Origin of the sequence: Proteiniphilum sp., from assembly GCF_034927365.1 — a bacterium.
In the GTDB taxonomy this organism is placed as follows: Bacteria; Bacteroidota; Bacteroidia; order Bacteroidales; family Dysgonomonadaceae; genus Proteiniphilum.
In genome coordinates, this window is sequence record NZ_JAYFQD010000013.1 from 284,382 (window position 1) to 303,838 (window position 19,457).

Genomic DNA, 19,457 nt, shown 5'->3' on the forward strand with positions numbered 1-19,457 from the left:
ATAGGAAAATAATTATTGAATGGTAATTTGACTTAACCCTGTTTCATTATGGAATACTTTAAATATTCATATTTTCTCCTCTATGTTTTATTATTCTTGTATGCATGTCAGGGAGATAAGGAGAAGAAAAGGGATCCATACCCGACTATGGCTGATTATTGGGAAGGCAATGCAGATTGGCAATTGTATTATGATCTACCAATTTCGGGCTGGCATGAAGCGGCAGGTACCTCTATACGTGTAGTAGATGGAATCTGGTATTGGTTCCAGCGCTATCAGGTTCCTGAAGATCCGAATCGGTTAGGTATAGAATGCCGTAAATCGACCGATAAAGGTATGACATGGTCTGATCCGGTGAAAGTGATTAATCCCGAAGCCGGTACTCCCTGGGAGAGGATGGCTACTGACGGTGATTTTTTTTACGATGCGTCGGCTAATAAATGGCGATGCCTCTTTCAGAGCCTGGCTTACACGGGAGGATGGACCTGTTCCTATCTCGAACGGGATGGTGAAGATCCTATGGGATTGTTTACAACCCCGTCAGGATTTAGCAATCCAGCTATCGATGCGAAGGAGATATGGAGTAAGATAGCGGATGATCCCGATGATGATGCAGTGAAGTTGTGCGGCGGAGAACTGAACCAGATATATGATGAAGGTACACCCGAAATCCTATGGCAAGGTGGCGATACAATCTATGTCACATTTCATGGTGCGGCAAATATCGGTGCATCGATCTACGGTTTTCGTGGGATTGCAATTACTACCGACTTTCAGTATTATACACCTGCTGCCCCCGATTGTATCATGGACGCATATGACACCAATAAATGGAATGTCTCCTGGCAGGGAGACTTGAACGGAAATGTGGGCAGTATAGGTGTAGGTGCGGCTACAACCCTTCAGGAAGGTCCCTATTGGTATACTTTGATTGAAGGTGCTGACAAAAGCCTGGGAGGAACTGACGGTCAGAACTGGACTTTCGGATTGTTTCGGAGTACTTCCCTGACTAGTACCCATTGGGAAAACTGGGCTGATAATCCAGTTCCTGTGTTTGCACCTCATAAGGAATTGCTTGAATGGCAGTATGCCCGGCTGTTTAAGGATGAGGGTATTACCTATTGTGCGATAAACAGGGCCAATCCCGAATCGGAGAGATCATTCCGGATTTACAAATTGGTAAGAGATATTGCTAATTAGGTTAAACTGCCGGCTCCGTTGGTGCTGTCGGCGGGAACTATGAGCGTACTTTTATTGCTGATGAAATATCTGCTGCATTGTTCAAGAGTTATACAGGAAGAAAAATAAATATCAATTATCTAACATTAAAATTTAAAAAGGATGAAACGTAGCGAGATCAATCAGATTATTTCGGATGCAAAAGCATTTATAGGAGAGTGGAAGTTTTCATTGCCGCCGTGGGCGTATTGGAGCCTGTCAGATTGGGGAAAAAATAAAGAAATTGCGACTGAAGTGATTAACAACATGCTTGGATGGGATATTACCGATTTCGGATCCGGAGATTTTTACAAAAGAGGATTATTTTTATTCACTTTGAGAAATGGTAAGCTCAATGTGGATAAAAAACCGTATGCTGAAAAAATAATGATTGTAGGAGAAAATCAAGAAACCCCCATGCATTATCATTGGTATAAGATGGAAGATATAATTAACAGGGGAGGTGGGAATTTGGTTATTGAATTATATAATTCTACCCCTGACAATCAATTTGACGTGACCGATGTGAGATGTAGAAAAGATGGTATTAGTATAGTTGTTCCTGCAGGTGGAAGAGTGATTCTGGCGCCAGGAGAAAGTATTACGCTGGAACAGGGTGTGTATCACCGTTTTTATGGAGAAGAGGGGAAAGGAACGGTGTTAGTGGGTGAAGTGAGTATGGTAAATGATGATGCTACGGATAACTGCTTCTATGAACTGGTAGGACGATTCCCTTCCGTGGAAGAAGATGTGGAGCCGTTGCACCTGTTGGTGTCGGATTATAAAAAATATTTGGATTGATGATAAAGAAAAAATTTAAAATATCCGGTGTCGGATGTGCTTTGGTGGACTACCTTTTCTCTCCTGTAGACTTTAATGGGGGTGCTTTTAGCCGTTATATATCCATGAAACCAGGCGATGGGGGGCTATCTCCGGGGAAGCTTGTTTTTAGGGACGAGTTTGAAGCATTTTCGGGCAGAGATTACATGGAAGTAAGAAAACAGCTTACGGCGGGCAATCCTCCGGTAACATTGAATATCGGCGGGCCATCTATTGTTTCACTGATTCATGCAGCCCAGGTATTAAACGGTACTGGGGCGGAAGTTTACTTTTACGGTAGTAAAGGTCGTGACAAAGATGCGTTATTTATTGATGAGCGACTACAAAAGACGCCGTTGAAGATTGGAAAATATAAGGAGTCAGATCAATATACTGCTTTTACAGATGTACTTTCAGATCCTAATTACGACCAGGGGTTAGGTGAACGTATTTTTATCAATAATATAGGAGCTGCATGGGATTTGTACCCTGAAGATATGGATGACGCGTTTTTTAAAAGTGATATAGTTGTATTTGGAGGGACTGCTTTGGTCCCTCATATTCACCGGTCGTTATTGGAACTGCTCAAAAAAGCCAAAAACGAGAGAGCGGTAACCGTAGTCAATACCGTTTATGATTTTCTCAACGAAAAGAATAATTCTGAAAAAGCCTGGCCTTTAGGAGCCAATATCGAAACCTATAGTTATATAGATTTATTGATTACTGATATGGAGGAAGCCCTTCGGTTAAGTGGGCAGGTAACCATTGAAGGAGCCCTCTCTTTCTTCAAAAGAACACGTGTCGGAGCGGTGATTGTCACACATGGAGCGAATCCTCTTTACTATTTTAGTAATAGTGAACTGTTTGGTAGATCGGAAGGTAGTAAACCGGTTTCGGAAAGGGTCAGGGAGGAAATTGTGCTCTATCCGGAACAAGTGGGTGATACTACAGGGTGTGGAGATAATTTTGCCGGAGGAGCAATTGCATCTATTGCCAGGCAATTGGTGGAGCCTCACCTCCAAAGCGTAAGTATAGATGAAGTGATCGCGTGGGGTACGGTGTCGGGTGGGTATGCCTGTTTCTATCATGGAGGAACATTTTATGAGAAATATCCGGGTCAGAAACGGGAACTGATTGAGCCTTATTACAGGGATTATCTGCTTCAGAAGGAAAATAAGCCTTTAATTTCTGAATACAGATAATTCGATGGATGAGAAAAAAATTGTTATTTTTGGTGCCGGGAAGATTGGCCGCTCATTTATAGGACAGGTATTCAATTTATCAGGCTATGAAGTTGTTTTTGTAGATATAAACAAACAACTGGTCGATTTGATGAACCAACAGAAGCAATACCGGATAGTTATCAAAAATGGAGAGAAGGATGAGATGCTGATCATTCGTAATGTAAGAGGCATCTGCCTTGAGGAAGAGGAACGGCTGATCGCAGAATTGAGCGATACGAAAATTATATCCTTCTCCGTGGGGCAACAGGGACTGGCTGCGGCAATTCCTATATTGACCAGATCGTTAGTTGTTCGCCGGGAAAAACATGGAGATGTTCCTTTGGATATAATTATTGCGGAGAATATAAGAAATGCGGACACTCTTATCCGGGAAGAATTGAAAAAACAGTTGCCGTCTGATTATCTTTTGGAGCAACTAGTTGGATTGGTGGAGACGAGCATTGGTAAAATGGTGCCTATAATGACACAAAAGGATATCGAAGAAGATCCCTTACAGGTATTTGCCGAATCCTACAATTCTCTGATCGTCGCAAAAAAAAGTTTTAAGAACCCAATTCCTGATGTCCCTTTCTTGGCACCTAAAGAGAATATCAAAGCATGGGTCGACCGAAAGTTGTTTATTCATAACTTAGGACATGCCACGACGGCTTATCTGGGATTTAAAACCTATCCGGATGCTGTATATATCAGTGAAATATTAGAAGATAAAAAACTCCTTGACACTGTAAAGCAGACAATGTTGCAATCAGCAGACATTCTTCAGGCATTGTATCCTGGGGAGTTCACACCAGTCCAATTGGAAGAACATATCGATGACCTGATAGGTCGTTTTAGAAATAAGAGTTTAAAAGATACCATCTTTCGCGTAGGGTGTGACCTGTATCGAAAACTGGGGTCGGAAGATCGGTTGGCTGGGCCCGTACATGCTGCTCTCCGATTGGACAAGCCTTATCACCTCATCCTTGATGCAATCATAGCCGGCATATCCTTCAGAGCTAAAGATGAAAACGGAAATTATTTTCCTTCGGACAGATTGTTCTTTGAAGAGGCAACAAAGGGAATACGGTATATATTGGAAAATGTGTGTAGGATAAAGTGAGAAAATGGGAAGGTGAAAGAGTGGAAAGGTGGAAGAGAAGTTAAGAAGTGAATGATTTCATAATCTTGAAATCCTAAATTCTATAATCTAAAATTTTAAATATATGAGAAAAATAATCCTATTGACAGTTCTGTCTGGAATGATATTGAGTAGTTGCGGAGAAACAATAAACAGTTCCACACAAAAGAAGGAACCGGTCGATTACGTAAATAACCGTATTGGCAATATCAGTATTCTGTTGGTGCCTACATTTCCGGTGACACACTTGCCCAACAGTATGTTGCGCATGATGCCGGCTCATAGGGAATTTGTCACCGATCGTATGGAGGGATTGCCCTTGAACGTGCCTTCGCACCGTCAGGGAGATGTGTTATATCTGATGCCTTATTGCGGCGAACCGGACGGGTTAACGTCCAACCTGAATTATCGCTACGACCATGAAAAGTCAACACCCTACCATTATTCGGTGTATCTCGACGATCATGGTATTACTGCCCGTTTTGCTCCTGCTGCTCGTGGAGCGGTATTCGCTCTCACTTTTGAGGAAAAGGCTCCCCGATATGTGATGCTGCGTACCGTCGGCAATGGAGAATTGTGTGCCGAGGGCAATACAATGCAGGGATTTGAGATTTATCATGGAACGAAGCATTATTTCTATCTTGAGTTCGATCAGGAGCCTATTGAAACTGGTAACCGGGATACAGAACACAGAAAAGCCTGTTATGCCGCATTCGATCAGAGCGTGAAAGAAGTACGCATACGATATGGTATTTCCTTTATAAGTGAAGAGCAGGCACGCTTGAATCTGGAAAAAGAGGTGCCCGGTTATGATATTGATGCACTGGCGAAGGTTGCCCGTGCAGAATGGAATAAAGCCTTGGGTAAAATAGAGGTGGAAGGTGCTACCGAAGATCAGAAAACAGTCTTTTACACTTCTCTCTACCGTGCACATGAACGTATGATCAATATATCGGAAGATGGAAAATATTATAACGGTTTTGATGGGAAAGTGCATGATGATGGAGGTGTACCCTTCTGGACGGACGATTGGATCTGGGATAATTATCTGGCACTTCACCCGTTGCAAACTATATTAAATCCCAAAGAGCAGGAAGAGAAGCTGGCTTCGTATATCCGGATGTGGGAATATTCAAAAGAGAAATGGATGCCTACATTTCCCTGTGTATTTGGTGATGCACACTGTATGAATGGCAACCATGCCGCCGTGATGTTTGCCGATGCATTGGCCAAAGGCATTCCGTTTGATGTGGAAAAGGCTTTTGAGGGAATGAAGAATACCGTACTGACCGAGACGATGGTCCCTTGGGCGCGTGCACCTAAAACCGAGTTGGATGATTTCTATCATGAACATGGGTGGTTTCCTGCTCTTTACCCCGATGAAAAGGAGACTGTTCCTGTTGTGAGTGATTTCGAGAAACGAAATGCAGTGGCTGTAACCCAGGCTGCTTCGTATGACGACTGGAGTATCGCACAGATGGCTAAATCGTTGGGAAAAGAGGATGATTACCAGTTCTTCCTGAATCGTGGATTCAATTATCGACATCTCTTTAATAAGGAAACGGGATTTTTTCATCCGAAAGATAAGGAGGGAAAATTTATTCAGCCATTCGATTATATATTTTCCGGTGGAATCGGCGCAAGGGCGTATTACGATGAAAACAATGCCTGGACATATATCTGGGATGTGCACCATAATGTTGCTGACCTGATAGACTTGTTTGGAGGCAATCAACCCTTTATTGATAAGTTGGATCAGTTGTTTGTGGAAGATTTGAAATTATCCAAATGGCAATATTATGCTATCCATCCTGATGCGACAGGGAATGTTGGACAGTTTGTAATGGGGAACGAGCCCAGTTTTCATATTCCCTACCTCTATAACTATGCCGGTCAGCCATGGAAAACTCAAAAACGTATACGTATGTTGCTCGAAAGCTGGTTCCGTAACGATCTGATGGGTATCCCCGGCGATGAGGACGGTGGAGGTATGACTGCTTTTGTGGTCTTTTCACAATTGGGATTCTATCCGGTATCTCCCGGTATACCGGTTTATACAATCGGTAGTCCCATCTTTACAAAGTCGAGTATCAAACTGAGTAATGGAAAGGTTTTCACGGTGAAGGCAGAAAATGCTTCATGGAGTAACAAGTATATACAATCGGCTACACTCAACGGACAACCGTTGAATCGTACCTGGTTTACACATGAGGACCTGATTAATGGCGGAACGCTGGAACTGATCATGGGTGACCGTCCGAATAAAAAATGGGGACTGGAATCACCTCCTCCATCGGCCGCTGATATGCAGGGGAATTGAAAATGTTTAATCGTTTAATTGTTAAAATGTTAAAGATGGTGTCCCGAATCTTGGCTCTTATGTCCTGCTTCTTCATTCTAATTTCTAACTTCTAACTATATGAGAATATTACTAGCTATATGTATATCAATCTGGATTACCGGATCTTACTCACAGATTGTAGAAAAGGTTTCCGATCCGGTGGAATGGGTTAATCCGTTAATGGGGACAAAATCAAAATAATAATGAGAAAAATAATCGGATATTTGGCAGAGGCGCTGTTTCTTGTTTTCGTTATCCTATTTATTTTGCTTTCCTGTAGAGAAAAGCAAGAAGATGCTATCGGGCTATATGATTTGAGATATACCCTCTCTTATGATTTAAAAGACACCAAACAGGTTGAGAGTTTATGGGATGATATCCATGCTGTTGCCACTTTACAGGGGGTTGTAAACAGAAAAGGGCCGAGATTATTTATTCATTATATTGTTACCCATGGTACGGATATAGACAGTTATTGGTGGAATAAATACCGTGAGCCTGGAAAATGGCTGCATGAAAAAGATACCGTGGTATACCCGGATATTGTACAATTGATAGAGGCATATAAAAAGGATATCAACGGCGTTGTACTCTATGATTCATCCATCGCATCGACAAGTAATGTGGCTTCTGCTGTGGCTGGGATTGAAGATCTGATAGCTATTCGTTATGATACTGACCCCCACAGCCTCTATTCACGTATTGTACTCAATGGGCCAAAATTGAAAGTGAAAGAACGGCTGATCAAAGAAGACGGTACCTCTCTTTTCACGGGTGATGGTGTTATCCCCGGAACAAACCGGAAGTCGACCGGCTCCCTGAAAAATGATCCTTATATATGGTTTATCGAAAATTATATGAAGAGTGATCGTTGTTCCGGAGAGTTTGGGGCTTATTATATCGATCAGAAATGGCGGGAGAAACCTACGGCTACGGTGGTGAATCATCATACCCTTACCAATCATGATTTCTTCGTGAGCAAGAAAGCATTTTTCTTTGATCTTTCTCCCTGGGGCGATGAATCGGCTACCGATGATCCCGATCAACCGGTAGGGGCTGATTTAGCGACCCTGAAAGAGTTCCTGTCTGAGGCATACCGGATTAATGAAGGAAAGAAAATGTGCTATATCGGTGGTTTTCCGTCGTGGGCGTTTAAATATACGCAACATGCAGGTGGAATCCATGAAGATGTAGCCACCGAGTGGGAGTTCTCCAAATTAATCGGCGATTATAATGCTTTCAAGGATGCTGATGCGATCGGATATGGTGCCTTGGCGAATGCTTCCTTCTGGACTCATTTCCCGTTGAAAGAGAAATATCCCCAACGAAGCGTCTCCATCGATGAGTTGAAGCACAGGGGATATCTGGATGAAGAGGGAAAAGTTGATTTCAGAGGAAGAGAATTTTTTATATTTTATGTGGGTGATTATGATGCCTCTTCATGGATCGTACAACGCACGCCCTCTATTTGGGATGATAAAAACAGGGGTAAAGTGCCTATGATGTGGGCGATCAGTCCGGTGTTGGAAAACAGGATCCCGATGGCGCTGGATTATTACCGGGAGAGTGCGACCCCTAATGACTATTTTGTCGCAGCCGATAACGGTGCCGGCTATCTTATGCCGGGGATGTTGCAAGAACCGAGGAAATCGGGCCTTGAGTCTGGATTGGATACCTGGGCAAATCACTGTAGACCGTACTACGAACGCTGGGACTTAACCATCACCGGCTTTGTCATTGATGGAACTGCCCCCGGTCTCTCCAAAGAAGGGCTGGATTGTTATGCTTCCTTCAGTCCGAATGGCATTGTACCCCAAAAGGTGCCTCTGACCCTGTTGCATGGTGATATGCCGGTATTGCGGTCCGACTATGATATTGTTTCCGATGACCCTAAAGCCGCTGTCCAACTCATGCTGGAAAGAATAAAAATAAGACCGGTACCCTTTCATTGGTTCAGGAATATCCTTAAGACACCTACCTGGTATGTTGAAGTAATGGATGAACTGTATAAGATCGATCCCTCCATTGAATTGTTGGATGCTCCGACTTTCTTTGAATTATATAGGATATGGTTACGGCAGAACCCTGACGCAGCCGGTGGCCATATAAAAATGGAATGAGCATATCTCCAAAGGATTTATTTAAAAAAAAACTTGTGTCAAAAAGAATATATGAAAGATCAATTTTTGAATCGATAGGGAATTCAAATTTCCTATATTTGCCGGTCTTTTTCGTGAAGCTAAATAAGGAGGAGAAAAGCCTGCTTATAAGTGCTGTTGCGGAAATAGTATAAAGTAATCAAAATTAGTATATTTCCAGAATATAGGATGTGCCTTGGAATAACTCAACAAAGCTTGATTCTTCTCCCGGCTTTCACTATATTTGCATACTTAAATCATGCATAAATGGCAGTTGTAGTAATCATGCCCAAACAAGGGCAATCAGTAGAGAGTTGTATCATTACCGAACTGAAAAAGAAAAAAGGTGATACCGTACAAAAGGGAGATATCCTCTTTTCCTATGAAACAGATAAGGCTTCATTTGAAGAAGAAGCCCCGTCAGAGGGAGTTGTACTCGAATGCTTCTACGGTGAAGGAGATGAGGTGCCCGTATTGGAAAATATGATGGTGATCGGGCAACCTGGAGAAGATATCTCTTCATTGTTAGGTGGGGGTAAAGCCTCGAAAGAGGATGCGAAAGAGACAATTACTGATAGTAATTCCCATTCCTCCGGGACAATAGTGGAAGTAGCCACAGAAGCTTCTTCTACCGGTGAAATTCCAGCACGGACCGGAGGTGCAGCTCCTGTGAACGTTCAAGCCGGTGCAAGCCCTGTTTCACCCCGTGCAAGGAAATTGGCAGGGAAAAATGCCGTAGATACCTCTTCCCTCTCCGGAAGCGGTCCCAAAGGACGTATTATAGAGAAGGATGTCCAGTCGGTGTTGCAGGATCGTCCAAAGATGACACCGTTGGCGAAGAAACTGGCGACCGAAGAAGGTATGATGCCTCAATCGGCGGGAACAGGACTTGCGGGAACAGCCAGGGCTGCAGATCTTTCCGTACCGGTGAACAGTATATATGGTAAAGATTATGAAGATCGGAAGATCTCCAATATGCGTAAGATTATCGCCCGTTCGATGCATGCATCCCTGCAGAATTCGGCGCAACTTACCCACCATTTGGGAGCAGATGCGCGACAAATATTGGCGCTCAGAAAGAAAGCAAAAGCAATGCTGGACGAAGGCAAGCTCGATGTCAATATCACGTTGAACGACATGGTCTGCTTCTCTGTGATCAAGGCGCTGAAGAAATTCCCCAACGTGAATACCCATTTTCTGGGCGACAGTATCCGGTACTTCAATAAGATACACCTTGGATTGGCAGTAGATACCGAGAGAGGGTTGATGGTGCCGGTCGTACGCAATGCCGATGACCTCTCCATTACCGGTTTGGCGCGTCAGTTCAAGGAAATTGCCGCTGCATGCAGGAATGGCAGTGTGAATCCGGATATCCTTTCTCCCGAAGCCGGAACCTTTACTGTGTCGAATCTGGGAAATTATGGCGTGGAGATATTTACGCCGGTCATCAACCTGCCACAATCCGCTATCCTAGGTGTAAATACAATCGTGCCGCGTCCCAAAGATATTGGTGATGGTGTATATGCTTTTGTTCCTTTTATCGGATTGAGTCTTACTTACGATCACCGGTCATTGGATGGAGGAGAAGCGACCCGCTTCCTGAAGCAGATTGCCGTTGAAATTGAGAATATGGAATTGGACGTTTAACAATGTGCCAATAAAATTAATGTGCCAATGTGCCAATAAGACTAATGTGCCAATCCTAATAAATCGGGACAAATAGTATCAATTGAAAAAATGACTATATAGGCTAATTTATTGAAATTAAAATTTATAATAATTAAATGTGGAGCCAGCCGTGTGTCTATAGGCATTATTGGCATATTGGCATATTTTCACATTGACAAATTAAAATATTATGTACGATTTACTAATTATCGGAGGTGGTCCCGCCGGGTATGTAGCGGCGGAACGGGCCGGACATAAAGGGCTGAATGTGGTATTGTTCGAGAAAAAGTCGATGGGAGGGGTATGCCTGAATGAAGGATGCATTCCTACCAAAACATTGCTTTATAGTGCCAAGACCTATGAAAATGCTTTGCATGGAGATCTCTACGGTGTTTTTGGGGATAATATCCGTTTTGATTACGAGAAAATGGTTTCCCGTAAGAAGAAAGTGGTCCGTAAACTCGTACTTGGGGTAGAAGGCAAGATGAAAGCCAATAAGGTGACAGTGATAAAGGGAGAAGCTCTTATCAACGGACGTTCATCGGAAGGGATTGAGATCACCAGTAACGGTGAAAAATATATTGGAAAAAATCTTCTTGTCTGTACGGGATCGGAAGCATCCGTACCGCCTATACCCGGATTGAAAGAGGCCGGTGAGATCATCGTCACCAACCGTGAGATACTGGAACTGACTGAACGTCCCGAATCACTCGTCGTAATTGGCGGTGGTGTGATCGGTATGGAGTTTGCCAGCTTCTATAATAGCCTGGGATCAAAGGTTACTGTAGTGGAGATGCTTCCAGAGATCCTTGGAGGCCTCGATTTCGAAATATCTGCCATGCTTCGCGATATATACACAAAGAAAGGGATTACTTTCCATCTGAATGCAAAAGTTACTCAGGTAGATGGTCACAAAGTCATTTTTGAGAAAGAGGGAAAAACCGAAACGATAGAAGGTGAAAAGATCCTTCTGAGTGTTGGTCGTCGTCCTGTTACACAAGGATTCGGATTGGAGAATCTGGGTGTTGAATTGGTAAGAGGCGGCATCAAGGTGGATGAGAAGATGCGGACCAATGTTCCGGGTGTATACGCAGCCGGAGATGTGACCGGCTTTTCTTTGCTGGCCCATACTGCAAGCCGTGAAGGTGAAGTGGTTGTCAACAACCTCACCGGCAGAAGCGATATCATGCGTTACAATGCCATCCCGGGTGTGGTCTATACCAATCCTGAAGTGGCCGGAGTGGGGGAGACCGAAGAGTCGGCCAAAGCAAAAAATATCGCCTATAAGGCTCTTAAGTTGCCGATGGCTTATGCCGGACGTTTTGTTGCTGAAAACGAAGGTGGAAGCGGATTATGCAAGGTGATTGTGGGTGAAAAACATGGCGAGGTGATTGGTGTACACATGCTGGGAAATCCCGTCAGTGAAATCATTTACGGCGCCTGTATCGCCATTGAACAGGAAATGACCCTGAAAGAGCTGCAGGAGGTGGTTTTCCCGCATCCTACCGTCAGTGAAATAATCAAGGAGACTGTGTTTCTGTAGTTCAATAGTAGTTCGGTAGTTATTCGGTAGTTGTTCAGTTGTAATTCGGTGGTAATTATCCCGCAGGGTGGAAAACAACATGAACGAAGTGAATGAATAACGGCGAAGCCGAATAACGCGAAGCGAATAACATGCGAAGCATGAATAACAACAGAATAACATGCGAAGCATGAATAACAATTGAATAACGCGAAGCGCAAATAACAATAGATTAAAATCAACAAATCAATATAATATGCCCAAAGTACAACTAATAGATCCGAGCGAAGCCCGTAAACCGGGGTTTGTGGAGTTTCAACCGATACCTGTCAACCAGTACCGGAAAACAATAAAAGAGGAAAAAGAAAATTTTACCACAGAGGAGTTCAAAGCGATCTACCACGATATGGTATTGATCCGTGAATTCGAGACGATGATTAATCTGATAAAGATTCAGGGAGAGTACAATGGTACGCCCTATAACCACCCCGGTCCCGCCCACCTGTCCATCGGACAGGAGTCGTCGGCAGTAGGTATGGCCTGGACGTTGAGCGTGGATGATTTTATTTTCGGAAGTCACCGTTCGCATGGTGAGATTCTGGCTAAGGGGATGTCGGCCATCCACCAGTTAGACGACCAACAGCTCCAGGATATCATGGAGAAGTTCTTTGATGGTGCGATCTATGAGATCGTGAAAAAAGATTTCGAAGGATCTGTCAAGGAACTCGCAAGGAGATTTTTAGTGTATGGTACACTGGCTGAAATCTTTGCCCGTAAGACCGGATTCAATAAGGGATTGGGAGGATCGATGCATGCTTTCTTCACACCCTTTGGTGTTTATCCCAATAATGCTATCGTAGGTGGATCGGGAGATATAGCTGTCGGAGCGGCATTGTACAAGAAAGTGAACCGTAAACCGGGGATGGTCGTGGCCAATATCGGAGATGCATCCATGGCGTGCGGTCCGGTATGGGAAGGGATCACCTTTTCTGCGATGGATCAATTCAACCAACTTTGGGAGGGTGACATGAAGGGTGGTCTTCCGGTGATTATCAATATAATGAATAACCAGTACGGTATGGGTGGGCAGACCTGTGGTGAGACCATGGGATATGGTATTGCTGCCCGTATTGGAGCCGGAGTGAATCCGGATCAGATGCATGCCGAACGGGTGGACGGATACAACCCGCTGGCCGTCATCGATGCCTATAAGCGCAAACGCAAGATCATCGAAGAAAAGAGAGGGCCGGTGTTACTGGATGTGCTTACTTACCGTTACAGCGGACACTCTCCTTCCGATGCTTCTTCCTATCGTTCGAAAGAAGAGGTGGAAGCATGGGAATCGCAGGACTGTATCCGCAGCTATGGTGAACAGTTGATTCAGGCGGGTGTGGCTACTCAAGCCGATCTTGACTCAATCTCCGACAATATACGTGCACTGGTCAATGAGATGTTCCTCAAAGCGATCGATGACAATATCTCGCCCAAGATGGAAAATCCGGATGTGATTGGTGATATGATGTTCTCTGACGGATCGGTGGATAGTTTCTCGGATGCCAAGCCGGAAGTATTAATGCCGCTGGAAGAAAATCCGAGGGTAAAGAAGATCGCAGCCAAGGAGCGTTTTGCATTCGATGCCGAAGGTAAACCGTTCAGCAAAATGAAACAGTTCCACCTTCGGGATGGCCTTTTTGAAGCGATCATCGACCGTTTCTATAAGGATGCTTCTCTCATTGCGTATGGTGAGGAGAACCGTGACTGGGGCGGTGCATTTGCCGTGTATGGCGGACTGACCGAATCATTGCCTTACCACCGTCTGTTTAACTCGCCTATTGCGGAGGCTTCCATCATAGGAACGGCTATCGGTTATGCGATGTGTGGTGGAAGGGTAATCCCGGAAATCATGTATTGCGACTTTATCGGGCGTGCAGGAGATGAGATCTTCAATCAGTTGCCCAAGTGGCAGGCGATGAGTGGTAATGTGCTGAAAATGCCGATGGTGGTACGTGTTTCTGTCGGATCGAAATATGGAGCACAACACTCGCAGGACTGGACGTCGCTGGTAGCCCATATTCCGGGCCTGAAAGTGTGCTTCCCTGTAACACCTTATGATGCCAAAGGCTTGATGAATGCCGCTTTGCAAGGTACAGACCCGGTCATTTTCTTTGAAAGCCAACGTATCTATGATATCGGTGAGCAGTTCCATCAAGGGGGTGTTCCTGCCGGTTATTATGAAATAGCTATTGGTGAGCCAGATGTGAAGAAAGAGGGTAAAGATATTACCTTCCTGACCATCGGACATACCCTTTATCCTGCCTTGAAAGCTGCGAAAGAACTGGAAGAGAAATACGGTATGAGTGCCGAAGTAATTGATGCCCGTTCACTGGTACCATTCAATTATGAAAAGGTGTTGGCGTCGGTGAAGAAAACCGGGAAAATTATTGTCGGCGGTGATGCCACCGCGCGCGGCTCTTTCCTGAACGACCTTGCAGCCAATATCGGTCAACTTGCATTCGATTATCTCGATGCTCCCGTCTGTGTGCTGGGTTCACGCAACTGGATCACTCCCGCATTCGAACTTGAAGAGTCGTTCTTCCCGCAGCCAAGCTGGTTTCTGGATATGATCAACGAACGGATCCAACCACTCAAGGATTATATTCCGGTACAGAATTTTACAGATGCAGAATTTATCAGGAGAGCTAAAAAGGGTGTTTAATGTGACTAATGTGCCAATATGCCAATGTGACTAATCCCGACAAGTCGGGACAGGTAGCGCCAATTGAGATGTAGCCCGGATTTTGAAATGATGGGATATAATTAATGGGTAAATTGGTTGAATGGTGTTTATAAGATAGATTGCAAATGGTGAAAGTAAATGCACATATGCATACACCGTATTCGTTCAGTGCGTTTTCCGATGTGGATGACGCACTGGACAGGGCGGTTGCCGAGGGGGTGAAAGTGGTAGGTATAAATGATTTTTATACTACCGAGGGGTATCGGGAGTGGGCAGATGGTTGTGCCAAGCGACATCTTTACCCGCTTTTTGGGATCGAGTTTATCAGTTTGAATGAGGAGGATCAAAAAGCAGGATTGCGAGTGAATGACCCCGCCAATCCCGGACGTACCTATCTTAGCGGAAAAGGATTGTCATACCCTTTCCGGTTGGAGGAACCTTATGCAACAATGTTATCCCATGTGCGGGATGAGGCCAATAGGCAGGTGGAAGCGATGTGCGCTAAACTAAACGACCTGCTCCGACAGAAAGAGTGTGGTTTCACCCTTGACCTACAGCAGATAGCGGACGAACTGACCAAAGGCCAGCTCCGTGAGCGCCACCTGGCAAAAGCGTTGAGGTTAGCTGTCTACAATGCTTGCGATAACGATGCTTCCCGTATAAAAGAGTTGTTGGAAAAGCTTTTTGATGGAAAGGGACTGAAATCCTCGGTGGATAATGTTGCCGGTGTGGAGAACGAGATCCGTGCCAACCTGCTGAAAGCGGGTGGGGCAGCATTTGTACCGGAAGAACCTGCCGCTTTCCTGCCAATGGAGACCGTACAGAAAATCATCATTGCCGCCGGTGGTATCCCGACCTATCCCTTCCTGGCAGATGATGCGAACGGGAATTATACCGACTTTGAAAATGACCTCGAACGGGTTGCGAAGCAACTTACCGAACGGGGATTCCATTCGGTGGAGTTCATCACAACGCGCAATGATGTCCGGCTTTTGGAGAAATATGCGGAATATCTCTACGGACAGGGGTTTGTAGTCACTTTCGGCAGTGAGCATAATACGCCTGCAATGGAACCCATCGAACTGTTCGCCAGCGGAGGAACTCCTTTGACCACGAAACTTATGGAAATCAACTACAAGGGAGCTTGTGTCATTGCGGCCCATCAGCATCTGGTAAAGCAGGGCCTGAATGGGTATATTGATCAAGCCGGTGATGCCGACCGTTCTAAACGGCATGAGTTGGAATCCTTAGGAGATCAACTTATTTCAAATTGATACTTATAAAAACAGATAAAGATGGAACAGTATTCTCAAGCCTTTTTACCAGAGGATGATATTTTTGGAATACGGGATTTAATATATATATCACGGTTTTACGGTCAAGATAGCCGCTATGTAATTGCCGGTGGAGGTAATACATCCTATAAGAATAAAGAGAAGATATGGGTGAAGGCCAGTGGTGCTGCATTGGCAACGATTACCGGGGAGGGCTTTGCCGTGCTCGACAGAAGCAAGCTCAACAACATGTCGGAGAAAGTGTATAGTACAGATCCGACAGAGCGGGAAGAGCAGGTGAAGAACGATCTGGCAGAGGCTACCCTTACCAAAGGGAAGCGCCCTTCGGTGGAGACATCGATGCATAATGTGATCAATTACCCCTTTGTAGTACACCTGCATCCTACGGCAGTAAACGGATTGATGTGCGCACAAAATGCGGAGTCCGACCTGAAAAGGCTTTTCGGCGAAAAGGCATTGTATGTTGAATACACTGATCCGGGGTATGTGCTGTTCAAGAAGGTATACGACCGTATCCAGGAATACCGCAAAGCCTACAGCGAAGAACCGCAAGTGATCTGGTTGCAGAATCACGGCATCTTTGTCGCTGCAAACACCATTGTAGAGATAAAAGCTATCTATGCCGATATCCATCAAAAAATAGATGAGGCTGTTTCTACACCGCTACTCATAGGTGAAAGAGATACCTGCACTTGTACCGGACAGATTGTGCCGGCACTCCGTATGATGTTGTCGGGCGACGGGTTAAAGACGTTGAAAGTAAGGAAAAACGAACTGATCAAATATTTCTACGATAGCCCCCAAAAACAGCAGGATATTGCCAAACCATTTACACCGGATGCCATCGTCTATTGCAAATCGAACTATATTTTCCTGAATGATGAGACACCCGAAACAGTATTGGCAGAGGCTGTGAAAGTGATACCTGCCTTTACTGCGAAACAGGGCTATCAACCCAAGGTGATAGTGATTAAAGGAATCGGCTTGGTGGCTGTCGGTGACAACGCCAAGCAGTGTGATACCATCCTCGACGTGTTTGAAGACGCGATGAAGATCGCCTATCTTGCACATTCATTTGGAGGGCCACATCCGATGACACAGCCTCAGATCGATTTTATCGACAACTGGGAGGTAGAGAACTACCGCCGTAGTGTGGCTGCCGGCGCTTCTGCCGGCCGTGCCGAGCATAAGACGATTGTAATTACCGGTGCTGCTCAGGGATTTGGTGAGGGTATCGGTCGTTGTCTGTTGCAGGAAGGTGCCAATATCGTGATTGCCGACCTCAATGAAGCGGTGGGCAAGGCGACGGCAGAGAGGTTCAACAGCCTGGCAAAGAGTAACAGGGCTTACTTCGTGAAGACGAACGTGTCCGACTTGGCAAGCTTGGAAAATCTTGTCCACGAAACCGTATGCCAGTTCGGGGCCATTGACTGTTTTATCAGCAATGCCGGCGTATTGCGTGCGGGTGGTCTGGAGGATATGACACCCGAGAACTTCGACTTCGTCACCAAGATCAATTATAGTGCCTATTTTTACTGCACCAAGATTGTCAGCAAGGTAATGAAGTTGCAAACTGAATATGCTTCCGACGACTACTATGCCGACATTGTCCAGATCAATTCCAAATCGGGCTTACAAGGAAGTAAAGCCAACTTCGCCTATGCCGGAGGAAAATTCGGCGGTATTGGACTTACCCAGTCTTTCGCACTGGAACTGGCTCCATTCCGTATAAAGGTCAACTCCGTCTGCCCGGGCAACTTCTACGAAGGGCCTCTCTGGAGCGACCCCGATAATGGCCTGTTCGTGCAGTACCTGAGGGCAGGTAAAGTGCCCGGTGCCAAAACAATAGAGGATGTAAGAGCGTTCTATCTATCGAAAGTGCCTATGGGAAAAGGATGTACGCCCGAAGATGTGACGAAAGGAGTGCTTTACCTGATGGATCAGTGTGGTGAGACCGGACAGGCGTTGCCGATCACCGGCGGACAGGTGATGCTTTCTTAGACAGTGTATAGGTGGACAGGTGATAAGGTTTTGAATGTAAACAAATAATATAATAATGAGAACAAGAGCAGTGAGATTGTATGGCAAGAAGGATTTGCGTCTGGAAGAATTTGATTTGCCGACCATTAAGGAGGATGAAATCCTGGCCAAGGTGGTGACCGATTCGTTGTGTATGTCATCCTACAAAGCTTCGTCACAGGGAACAGATCATAAACGTATTCCCAATGATGTAGCCGAGAATCCTATCATTATCGGTCACGAATTTGCCGGTGAATTGCTGGAAGTGGGTTCTAAATGGGCACATAAATTCAAGGTAGGGGATAAGTTCTCCATTCAGCCGGCACTCTACTACGAAAATGGCCCTGTGGGTATCCTGAGCGCTCCCGGTTACAGCTACAAATATATCGGCGGTGATGCTACCTATGTGGTTATTCCTAATGAAGTGATGGAACAGAATTGCTTATTGAAATTTACCGGTGAAGGTTACTATCCTGCGTCGCTGGCAGAACCGCTCTCCTGCGTGATCGGTGCGATGCATGCCAACTATCATACTACTCCCGGCAGTTATATACACAAGATGGAGATTGTGGATGGAGGAAAGATGGCTATTCTTGCTGGTGTAGGCCCGATGGGGCTTGCAGCGATCAATTATGCTCTCCATCGTGAAGACCGGAAACCATCGCTCCTGGTGGTGACCGATGTAGACCAGACACGACTGGACAGGGCCGGTTCAATTTATACGGTTGAGTTTGCCGCTTCCAGGGGAATTGATCTCCGTTATATTAATACAGGAGTGGTGGACGATCCGGTGAGGGAATTGAAAGCTGTCAGTGGTGATACAGGGTATGATGATGTATTTGTCTTTGCACCGGTAAAACCGGTAGTAGAACAGGGGGATGCTATCCTGGCATTCGACGGTTGTTTGAATTTCTTCGCTGGTCCCAGTGATCCAAATTTCAGTGCTACCTTTAACTTCTATAATGTACACTATGCCTATACACATATTGTGGGCACCAGTGGAGGTAATAACGATGATATGGTGGAAGCGCTTGATATTATGGGTAAAGGACTTGATCCGGCAGGATTGATCACCCATATTGGTGGATTGAACGCGGTAGCCGATGCTACGAACAACTTGCCTCATATTCCCGGAGGAAAGAAATTGATCTATACGCATATCGATATGCCACTTACCCCGATATCCGATTTTGAAAAGCTTGGTGAAACCAACGAGCTATTTAAGGAACTGGCTGTTATTTGTAGTCGGCATAACGGATTATGGAGCGTGGAAGCGGAAAATTTCCTGCTGGAGAATTATAAATAATGTGCCAATGTGCCAATGAGAATAATAAGAATA

At 45.0% G+C, this 19,457-nt stretch carries 12 protein-coding genes; all 12 read left to right on the top strand.

The genetic code is table 11. The annotated features are described in order from the left end of the window. Window positions 1–48: 48 nt before the first annotated feature. The 12 genes from VB073_RS10085 to VB073_RS10140 all read left to right on the top strand — a co-directional run bounded on the left by VB073_RS10085 (window position 49) and on the right by VB073_RS10140 (window position 19,424). Window positions 49–1,200, top strand: coding sequence for a hypothetical protein (locus tag VB073_RS10085; RefSeq protein ID WP_323404041.1), 1,152 nt, complete (start codon window positions 49–51; stop codon window positions 1,198–1,200). A 141-nt stretch (window positions 1,201–1,341) separates the two neighbouring features. Next, window positions 1,342–2,019 carry a D-lyxose/D-mannose family sugar isomerase gene (locus tag VB073_RS10090; RefSeq protein ID WP_323404042.1) on the top strand — a complete coding sequence of 226 codons (678 nt, stop codon included), beginning with the start codon at window positions 1,342–1,344 and terminating at the stop codon, window positions 2,017–2,019. Further along, window positions 2,019–3,239, top strand: coding sequence for a carbohydrate kinase family protein (locus tag VB073_RS10095; protein ID WP_323404043.1), 1,221 nt, complete (start codon window positions 2,019–2,021; stop codon window positions 3,237–3,239). Before VB073_RS10090 ends, VB073_RS10095 begins: the two co-directional genes overlap by 1 nt. Window positions 3,240–3,243: 4 nt before the next feature. Continuing rightward, window positions 3,244–4,380 carry a hypothetical protein gene (locus VB073_RS10100; protein ID WP_323404044.1) on the top strand — a complete coding sequence of 379 codons (1,137 nt, stop codon included), beginning with the start codon at window positions 3,244–3,246 and terminating at the stop codon, window positions 4,378–4,380. 103 nt (window positions 4,381–4,483) lie between these two features. Further along, window positions 4,484–6,718, top strand: coding sequence for a GH92 family glycosyl hydrolase (locus VB073_RS10105; RefSeq protein WP_323404045.1), 2,235 nt, complete (start codon window positions 4,484–4,486; stop codon window positions 6,716–6,718). A 224-nt stretch (window positions 6,719–6,942) separates the two neighbouring features. Then, window positions 6,943–8,859, top strand: a complete 1,917-nt coding sequence (locus VB073_RS10110; protein WP_323404046.1) for a hypothetical protein — start codon at window positions 6,943–6,945, stop codon at window positions 8,857–8,859. Between the two features lie 285 nt (window positions 8,860–9,144). After that, window positions 9,145–10,524 (top strand): dihydrolipoamide acetyltransferase family protein, encoded by a 1,380-nt coding sequence (locus VB073_RS10115; RefSeq protein WP_323404047.1) that lies wholly within the window; start codon window positions 9,145–9,147, stop codon window positions 10,522–10,524. A 211-nt stretch (window positions 10,525–10,735) separates the two neighbouring features. Beyond that, window positions 10,736–12,088 (top strand): dihydrolipoyl dehydrogenase, encoded by a 1,353-nt coding sequence (gene lpdA / locus VB073_RS10120; RefSeq protein ID WP_323404048.1) that lies wholly within the window; start codon window positions 10,736–10,738, stop codon window positions 12,086–12,088. Window positions 12,089–12,323: 235 nt separating this feature from the next. Beyond that, window positions 12,324–14,783: an alpha-ketoacid dehydrogenase subunit alpha/beta gene (locus tag VB073_RS10125; RefSeq protein ID WP_323404049.1), complete on the top strand. Its 2,460-nt coding sequence runs from the start codon at window positions 12,324–12,326 to the stop codon at window positions 14,781–14,783. Between the two features lie 167 nt (window positions 14,784–14,950). Continuing rightward, window positions 14,951–16,078, top strand: coding sequence for a hypothetical protein (locus VB073_RS10130; RefSeq protein ID WP_323404050.1), 1,128 nt, complete (start codon window positions 14,951–14,953; stop codon window positions 16,076–16,078). Between the two features lie 21 nt (window positions 16,079–16,099). After that, on the top strand, window positions 16,100–18,100 hold the full coding sequence (locus VB073_RS10135; RefSeq protein ID WP_323404051.1) for an SDR family NAD(P)-dependent oxidoreductase: 2,001 nt from the start codon (window positions 16,100–16,102) through the stop codon (window positions 18,098–18,100). Window positions 18,101–18,155: 55 nt separating this feature from the next. Next, a complete protein-coding gene (locus VB073_RS10140) occupies window positions 18,156–19,424 on the top strand; it encodes a zinc-binding dehydrogenase (protein ID WP_323404052.1) in 1,269 nt (422 codons plus the stop codon). Window positions 19,425–19,457: the final 33 nt, after the last annotated feature.

Excerpts from the sequence above, each read along its gene's own strand:
- VB073_RS10105 (WP_323404045.1), top strand. The coding sequence starts at position 4,484 with ATGAGAAAAATAATCCTATTGACAGTTCTGTCTGGAATGATATTGAGT.
- VB073_RS10125 (WP_323404049.1), top strand. The coding sequence starts at position 12,324 with ATGCCCAAAGTACAACTAATAGATCCGAGCGAAGCCCGTAAACCGGGG.
- VB073_RS10115 (WP_323404047.1), top strand. The coding sequence starts at position 9,145 with ATGGCAGTTGTAGTAATCATGCCCAAACAAGGGCAATCAGTAGAGAGT.
- VB073_RS10110 (WP_323404046.1), top strand. The coding sequence starts at position 6,943 with ATGAGAAAAATAATCGGATATTTGGCAGAGGCGCTGTTTCTTGTTTTC.
- VB073_RS10085 (WP_323404041.1), top strand. The coding sequence starts at position 49 with ATGGAATACTTTAAATATTCATATTTTCTCCTCTATGTTTTATTATTC.
- VB073_RS10095 (WP_323404043.1), top strand. The coding sequence starts at position 2,019 with ATGATAAAGAAAAAATTTAAAATATCCGGTGTCGGATGTGCTTTGGTG.
- lpdA (WP_323404048.1), top strand. The coding sequence starts at position 10,736 with ATGTACGATTTACTAATTATCGGAGGTGGTCCCGCCGGGTATGTAGCG.
- VB073_RS10140 (WP_323404052.1), top strand. The coding sequence starts at position 18,156 with ATGAGAACAAGAGCAGTGAGATTGTATGGCAAGAAGGATTTGCGTCTG.
- VB073_RS10090 (WP_323404042.1), top strand. The coding sequence starts at position 1,342 with ATGAAACGTAGCGAGATCAATCAGATTATTTCGGATGCAAAAGCATTT.
- VB073_RS10135 (WP_323404051.1), top strand. The coding sequence starts at position 16,100 with ATGGAACAGTATTCTCAAGCCTTTTTACCAGAGGATGATATTTTTGGA.
- VB073_RS10100 (WP_323404044.1), top strand. The coding sequence starts at position 3,244 with ATGGATGAGAAAAAAATTGTTATTTTTGGTGCCGGGAAGATTGGCCGC.
- VB073_RS10130 (WP_323404050.1), top strand. The coding sequence starts at position 14,951 with ATGCATACACCGTATTCGTTCAGTGCGTTTTCCGATGTGGATGACGCA.